6 protein-coding genes and 1 pseudogene are annotated in these 5,673 nt (G+C 72.6%); 5 read left to right on the top strand and 2 right to left on the bottom strand.

Features of this window, described 5'->3' with window-relative positions:
* From AB0M20_RS23965 to AB0M20_RS23955, 3 genes are all read left to right on the top strand, one after another.
* Positions 1-760 (top strand): transporter substrate-binding domain-containing protein (locus AB0M20_RS23965; protein WP_364301657.1); only part of this gene is annotated, 760 nt, incomplete at its 5' end.
* Positions 757-1,548 (top strand): amino acid ABC transporter permease, encoded by a 792-nt coding sequence (locus AB0M20_RS23960; RefSeq protein WP_364301655.1) that lies wholly within the window; start codon positions 757-759, stop codon positions 1,546-1,548. The genes AB0M20_RS23965 and AB0M20_RS23960, both read left to right, overlap by 4 nt.
* The gene (locus AB0M20_RS23955; RefSeq protein ID WP_364301653.1) at positions 1,535-2,269 is read left to right on the top strand and encodes an amino acid ABC transporter ATP-binding protein; all 735 of its coding nucleotides are present in this window, start codon (positions 1,535-1,537) and stop codon (positions 2,267-2,269) included. The genes AB0M20_RS23960 and AB0M20_RS23955 overlap by 14 nt, the downstream gene beginning before the upstream one ends.
* Here the strand turns inward: AB0M20_RS23955 and AB0M20_RS23950 are convergent.
* A complete protein-coding gene (locus AB0M20_RS23950) occupies positions 2,263-3,192 on the bottom strand; it encodes a serine hydrolase domain-containing protein (protein WP_364301651.1) in 930 nt (309 codons plus the stop codon). The two genes, AB0M20_RS23955 and AB0M20_RS23950, sit on opposite strands and share 7 nt — an antisense overlap.
* A 5-nt stretch (positions 3,193-3,197) precedes the next feature.
* Positions 3,198-3,887: a TetR/AcrR family transcriptional regulator gene (locus AB0M20_RS23945; RefSeq protein WP_364301649.1), complete on the bottom strand. Its 690-nt coding sequence runs from the start codon at positions 3,885-3,887 to the stop codon at positions 3,198-3,200.
* Between the two features lie 62 nt (positions 3,888-3,949).
* On the opposite strand from AB0M20_RS23945, the gene AB0M20_RS23940 reads away from it, so the two are divergent.
* The gene (locus AB0M20_RS23940) at positions 3,950-5,086 is read left to right on the top strand and encodes an FAD-dependent monooxygenase (protein ID WP_364301647.1); all 1,137 of its coding nucleotides are present in this window, start codon (positions 3,950-3,952) and stop codon (positions 5,084-5,086) included.
* 114 nt (positions 5,087-5,200) lie between these two features.
* Positions 5,201-5,641 (top strand): annotated as a pseudogene (locus AB0M20_RS23935) (AAA family ATPase); the annotation flags it as partial.
* Positions 5,642-5,673: the final 32 nt, after the last annotated feature.

Here is a 5,673-nt window from a genome sequence, read left to right as displayed (position 1 = left end):
GGCCGGTTGCGCCAAGAAGGACACCAGTGGCGAGAGCGGCGGCGTCACCCTGATCAAGGCGGGTGTGATCACCACCTGCACCCACCTGCCCTACGCGCCGTTCCAGTCGAAGGACGCGTCCGGCAAGGTGGTCGGCTTCGACGTGGCGCTGGTCGACCTGGTCGCGGCGAAACTCGGCGTCAAGCAGGAGATCGTCGACACCCCGTTCGAGGGCATCAAGTCGGGTCAGGACCTCAACACCGGCAAGTGCGACATCGCCGCCGCCGGGATGACCATCACCGACGAGCGCAAGCAGGTGCTCGACTTCTCCGATCCCTACTTCGACGCCACCCAGGCGCTGGTCACGCTCGCCGGGAAGCCGTACAAGACGCTGGCCGACCTCAACGGCAAGCGGCTCGGTGTGCAGGGTGAGACCACCGGTGAGGCGTACGTGCGGGAGCAGGTCAAGAAGGACGGCCTGACCGCCGAGGTGGTGTCGTATAAGGACCTCGGGTCCGAGCAGCAGGCCCTGACCACCAACCAGATCGAGGCGGCCGTCGGCGACCTGCCGGTGTGGAACGAGTACGACAAGAAGAACCCCGGCAAGGTGACCGTGGCGGCCGGCTTCGACACCGGTGAGCAGTACGGCTTCGCGCTGAAGAAGAACGGCAACCCCGAGCTGCTCAAGACCGTGAACGAGGTGCTCGCGGCGGCCAAGTCGGACGGCACCTACGACAAGATCTACGCGGAGTGGATCGGCCCGAAGCCGACCGTCAAGTGAGGATCCGCACCCGGCGCCGCCTGTCCCGCGGCGCCGCCTACGCGGTCTTCGCCGCCGTCGTCCTGACGGTGGCGCTGGCCGCGGACTGGGGCAAGCTCGCCGACTCGTTCTTCCGCACCGACGTCGCCGCCGACATGTTCCCGACGGTGGTCACCACCGCGTTGCTCAACACGGTGATCTACACGGTGCTGGCGTTCGTGTTCGGCCTGGTGGTGGGGCTCGCGCTGGCGTTGGCGCGGCTGTCCACCGTGGCGCCGTACCGGTGGTTCGCGACCGCGTACATCGAGGTCTTCCGGGGGCTGCCGGCGCTGCTGGTGCTGTTCCTGGTCGGCTACGGCATCCCGCTGGCGTTCCCCGACCGCGAGATCCCCGGCGGGGTGTACGGCTCGGTGACCCTGGGGCTGGGCGCGACCGCCGCGGCGTACACGGCCGAGACGTTGCGCGCCGGCATCCAGGCGGTGCCGCGCGGCCAGAGCGAGGCGGCGCGCTCGCTGGGCATGTCGGCGCCGCGGGCGATGGTGTCCATCGTGCTCCCGCAGGCCCTGCGCATCGTGCTGCCGCCGCTCACCAACGAGTTCGTGTCGCTGACCAAGGACACTTCCCTGGTGTACGTGCTGGGCGTCACCGCGGGCACGATCGAGCTGACCAAGTACGCCGGTGACGTGCTCAACCAGCGGGTCAACGCGACGCCGCTGGTGGTGGCCGGCCTGCTCTATCTGGTGATCACGCTGCCGCTGTCGCAGGTGGTCCGGCATCTGGAGCGGAGGTCGGCCCGTGCCGTTCGTTGAGATCCGTGACCTGCACAAGTCGTTCGGCGACCACGAGGTACTGCGCGGCATCGACTTCGACGTCGAGGCCGGCGAGGTGGTCTGCCTGATCGGCCCGTCCGGGTCGGGCAAGTCCACGCTGCTGCGCTGCGTCAACGCGCTCGAGCCGGCGACCTCCGGCACGGTCCGGGTGGGCGACGTCGAGCTCACCGACCCGGACACCGACGTGGACGCGGCCCGCCGGGGCATCGGCATGGTTTTCCAGCACTTCAACCTCTTCCCGCACCTGTCCGTGCTGCAGAACGTGACCATCGCCCCGCGGCGGGTGCTGCGCCGGTCGCGGTCGGCCGCGGAGGCCACCGCGCTGGAGAATCTGCGGCGGGTCGGGCTGGCCGACCGCGCGTCCTCGTACCCCGGTCAGCTGTCCGGCGGGCAGCAGCAACGGGTGGCGATCGCCCGCGCGCTCGCCATGCATCCCGGCCTGATGCTCTTCGACGAGCCCACGTCGGCCCTCGACCCGGAGCTGGTCGGCGACGTGCTGGCGGTGATGCGGTCACTGGCCGAGGACGGCATGACGATGATCGTGGTGACCCACGAGATGTCCTTCGCCCGCGACGTGGCCAGCCGGGTGGTCTTCATGGACGACGGCAAGGTCGTCGAGACCGGTCCGCCGGCCGAGGTGCTGACCGCCCCGCGGCACGAGCGCACCAAGACGTTCCTGCAGCGGGTCCTCAGTCACTGAAGTTCTGGTATCAGGTGCTTTCGCACCAGGTGCAGGGCCGGCTGCCAGTCCGGCGGGAGCTCGTCGTGCGGCGGCGGCCCGAAGTCGAACCGGGGATCGCCGGTGGTGACCACCACGGCGCCCGGCAGCACCACCACGTGCTGCCCGGCCCAGCCGCCGGCCAGCAGCATGCCGTCGCCGACCCAGAAGCCCAGGCCGTAGCCCATGTTCTCGGGCGGGCCGCCGGGGGAGTGCGGGGTGATCATCGCCGCGGCGAAGGCGGGATCCAGCAGGGGCTGTCCGCCGGCCCGCCACAACTCGCCGAGCCGGCCCAGGCCTTCGGCGGAGAGCCGCAGGTGCGCGAAGCCGAAGGTGACGCCGTCCGGGTCGGCGAGCCACGAGGCGCCGGCGATGCCGAGCGGCCCGAAGAGCTCGGCCTCGGCGTAGTCGGCCAGCGGGCGACCGGTCAGCCGGGACAGCCCGGCGGAGAGCAGGTGGAAGCCGCCGTCGTCGTACCGGAAGGATCGTCCCGGCGTCGCGACGCGGGGAGCGGCGGCGACGTGCGCGACCTGACCACCGGCGAGGGCGGTGACCGCGTCGATCTCCCACGGACCGTCCACCGTGGCGCCGCGCGTCATGCTCAGCAGGTGCCGCCAGGTCTGCCCGGCCGCCGGGGTGCCGCGAAGCTCGGGCAGCACCGCGCCGACCGGCTCGTCGAGGCCGGGCAGCAGCCCCTGACGTGCGGCGACGCCGGCCGCGGTGGCGACGACGGACTTGGTCACCGAGAACACGTCCGCGACGGCGGGCCCGCGGTAGTGCTCGTCGAAGACGACCTCGCCGGCGACGAGGACGCGCAGGTGGCTGCTGTGCGCGTAGCGGGCGTCGACCGCGATCTCGTCGCCGATGCGGCGGCAGGCGGCGAGAACGGCGGCGTGATCGGGCATCCGGGTCACGCTGCCTTTGTGAAGGCCCGCAGCAGCGTCGCGACGGCGGCCGTGAGGTCCGTGCGGTTCGCTGCCGTGCCCGGTGCCGGCGCGTCGCGGGAGCCGGCCCCGGCCAGGCGGTCGAACAGCAGGCCGTCGATGCAGGCGACGAGCCGCCCGCCCGCGCGCTCCGGCTCCTCGACGCCGGCCGCCGCCAGCATCGCCGTGGCCTGCGAACGGGAGGCGTCGCCGTAGGCAAGGATCGTCCGCAGCTCCGGGTGGTGCGTGGCCTCCAGCAGGCACGCGTATCGGGCGAGGGTGCGGGACCGTCCCGTGCTCATCCACCGGTCGAGCAGCGCGGCGATGCCGGCCGCCGCCGCATCGAGATCGTCCAGGCGGACCACGGGATCGCCGGCCCCGGAGGGGCTCGGGTTCTCCGCCCTTGCCGAAGGCTCAGCGGCCGGTAGCGGCACAGCCCCGGAGGGCAGCCGGTCTGCCTCCAGGTCGGCCCGGTCCAGGTCGGCCCGGTCCAGGTCGGCGAGGCGGCGGACGACCGCCTCGATCAACGCCTTGCGGGTGCGGAAGTACGCCGAGGTGGTGCCCAGCGGCAGTTCGGCGCGGGCGTCCACCGCCCGATGCGTCAGGCCCCGCATGCCGAGATCGGCGAGGACGTCGATCGCCGCGTCGGTCAGCACGGCGAACCGGTCGGTGGGCATGTGCGCCTCCTCTTCTACGGATGTAGTATGGCGCTTCTACATATGTAGAAGGAGTGCGGGTCATGACGCGGACGGCAGTGGTGATCGGAGCCGGCATCGGCGGGCTGAGCGCGGCCATCGGGCTGCATCGCGCCGGCTGGGACGTGACGGTGCTCGACCGGGTCGCGGTCTTCCGGCCCGTGGGCGCGGGCCTGGTGCTGCAGGCCAACGGCATGCGCTGCCTCGACGCGCTGGGCCTGGGCGACGCCGTGCGGACGCAGGGCCGGCCGAGCATCTCCGGCGGCACGCGCCGGGCCGACGGCCGGTGGCTGGCCCGCATCCCCGCGGAGGACCTCGAGAGGGTGCTGGGGACGTCCGCGATCGGGGTGCATCGCGCCGCCCTGCACGACATCCTGCTGGGCGCCCTGCCCGCCGGCGCGGTGCGGACCGGTGCGCGTGTCACCGCCGTCACCGCCGAGGGCGAGGTCACCTACGACGGCCCGCCCGGCCCGGTCGGCGTCGGAGCCGACCTCGTCGTCGCGGCGGACGGCATTCACAGCATGGTGCGCCGGTTGCTGTGGCCGCGAGCCACCGCGCCGGTGCAGGTCGGCGTCCGGGCCTGGCGCGGCGTGACGCCGGTCTGGGACGGCGAGCTCGTCGTCGCGATCAGCTGGGACCGGGGTGCGGAGTTCGGCATCGTGCCGCTGGTCGACGGCCGCGTCTCCTGGTTCGCCGCGGTCAACGCCGCCCCCGGCCCGTCCGCCGACGGGGACACCCGGGTGCCCGCCCGCTTCCACGGGTGGCACGACCCGATCCCGGCGCTCATCGCGGCCACCGACACCGTGCTCCGCGACGACCTGGCGTGCCTCGACGAGCCACTGCCGACCTATGTCCGGGGCCGGGTGGCGCTGCTGGGCGACGCCGCACACGCGATGACGCCGAACCTTGGTCAGGGCGCCAACCAGGCCCTGGAGGACGCCGTCGTGCTCGCCGCCGTCGCCGGGCAACCCGGCGGCCTCGCCGCGTACGACAGCCAGCGCCGCCCGCGCAGCCAGCAGGTCGCGAAGGCGTCCCGGATGATCGGCCGTGTCGGCCAGCAGCTGGAGAACCCCATCGCCGTCGCCGCTCGCAACACCCTCATGCGGCTGACCCCGCCACGGCTGGCGCTGCGCTCGATGGCCCGTTACGCCGACTGGCGCCCGCCCGCGTCCACGACATGACGAAGGGAGAGGTCCTCGACCCCTCCCATACTTAACGTATATCGGACCGGGGGACTTGCCGCAAGACCCCGGTAACGGCGCAAAATCGCTGGTCGAAGCCCCGAAACTGCGGAAATGGATGACGTGATCTCCCTGACTGCCAGTGCGTTCGACCTGCCCGCCAACCTCGCCGCCAAGGGTGACCCGGCGCTGATCGCCGCCGACGAGAAGCACTTCGCCGCCGTGGCGGAAAGCCTCGACCAGCGGATCGCCGACCTGAGCCACCGCCTCGACGCCGCGCGCAAGGCGCACGCCGGGCCGCGTGGCCAGGCCGTGGACCGCGACCAGGAGGTGCGCCGGCTCACCGCCCGCCTGCGTACGCTGCGCCGCTTCAGCCTCGACCTCTGCCTCGGCCGCATGGTCGGCACCGACGGGGAGGAGCCCGTCTACGTGGGCCGGCTCGGCCTCACCGACGCCGACGGCCGCCGCCTGCTGCTCGACTGGCGCTCGCCGGCCGCCGAGCCGTTATTAGCCGCCACCCACCCCCAACCCCACCGCCAGGCCATCCGACGCCGCTAACGCTGGAACGGCGGGCGGATAACCGACTA

The sequence above is a fragment of the Actinoplanes sp. NPDC051633 genome (assembly GCF_040681735.1).
Classification (GTDB): domain Bacteria; phylum Actinomycetota; class Actinomycetes; order Mycobacteriales; family Micromonosporaceae; genus Actinoplanes.
Note: the sequence above shows the minus strand (reverse complement) of the source record. Positions and strands in the feature narration are given on the sequence as shown.

Bases quoted from the DNA above. Each gene is read 5' to 3' on its own strand.
- AB0M20_RS23950 (WP_364301651.1), bottom strand. From the start codon at position 3,192: ATGCCCGATCACGCCGCCGTTCTCGCCGCCTGCCGCCGCATCGGCGAC.
- AB0M20_RS23940 (WP_364301647.1), top strand. From the start codon at position 3,950: ATGACGCGGACGGCAGTGGTGATCGGAGCCGGCATCGGCGGGCTGAGC.
- AB0M20_RS23945 (WP_364301649.1), bottom strand. From the start codon at position 3,887: ATGCCCACCGACCGGTTCGCCGTGCTGACCGACGCGGCGATCGACGTC.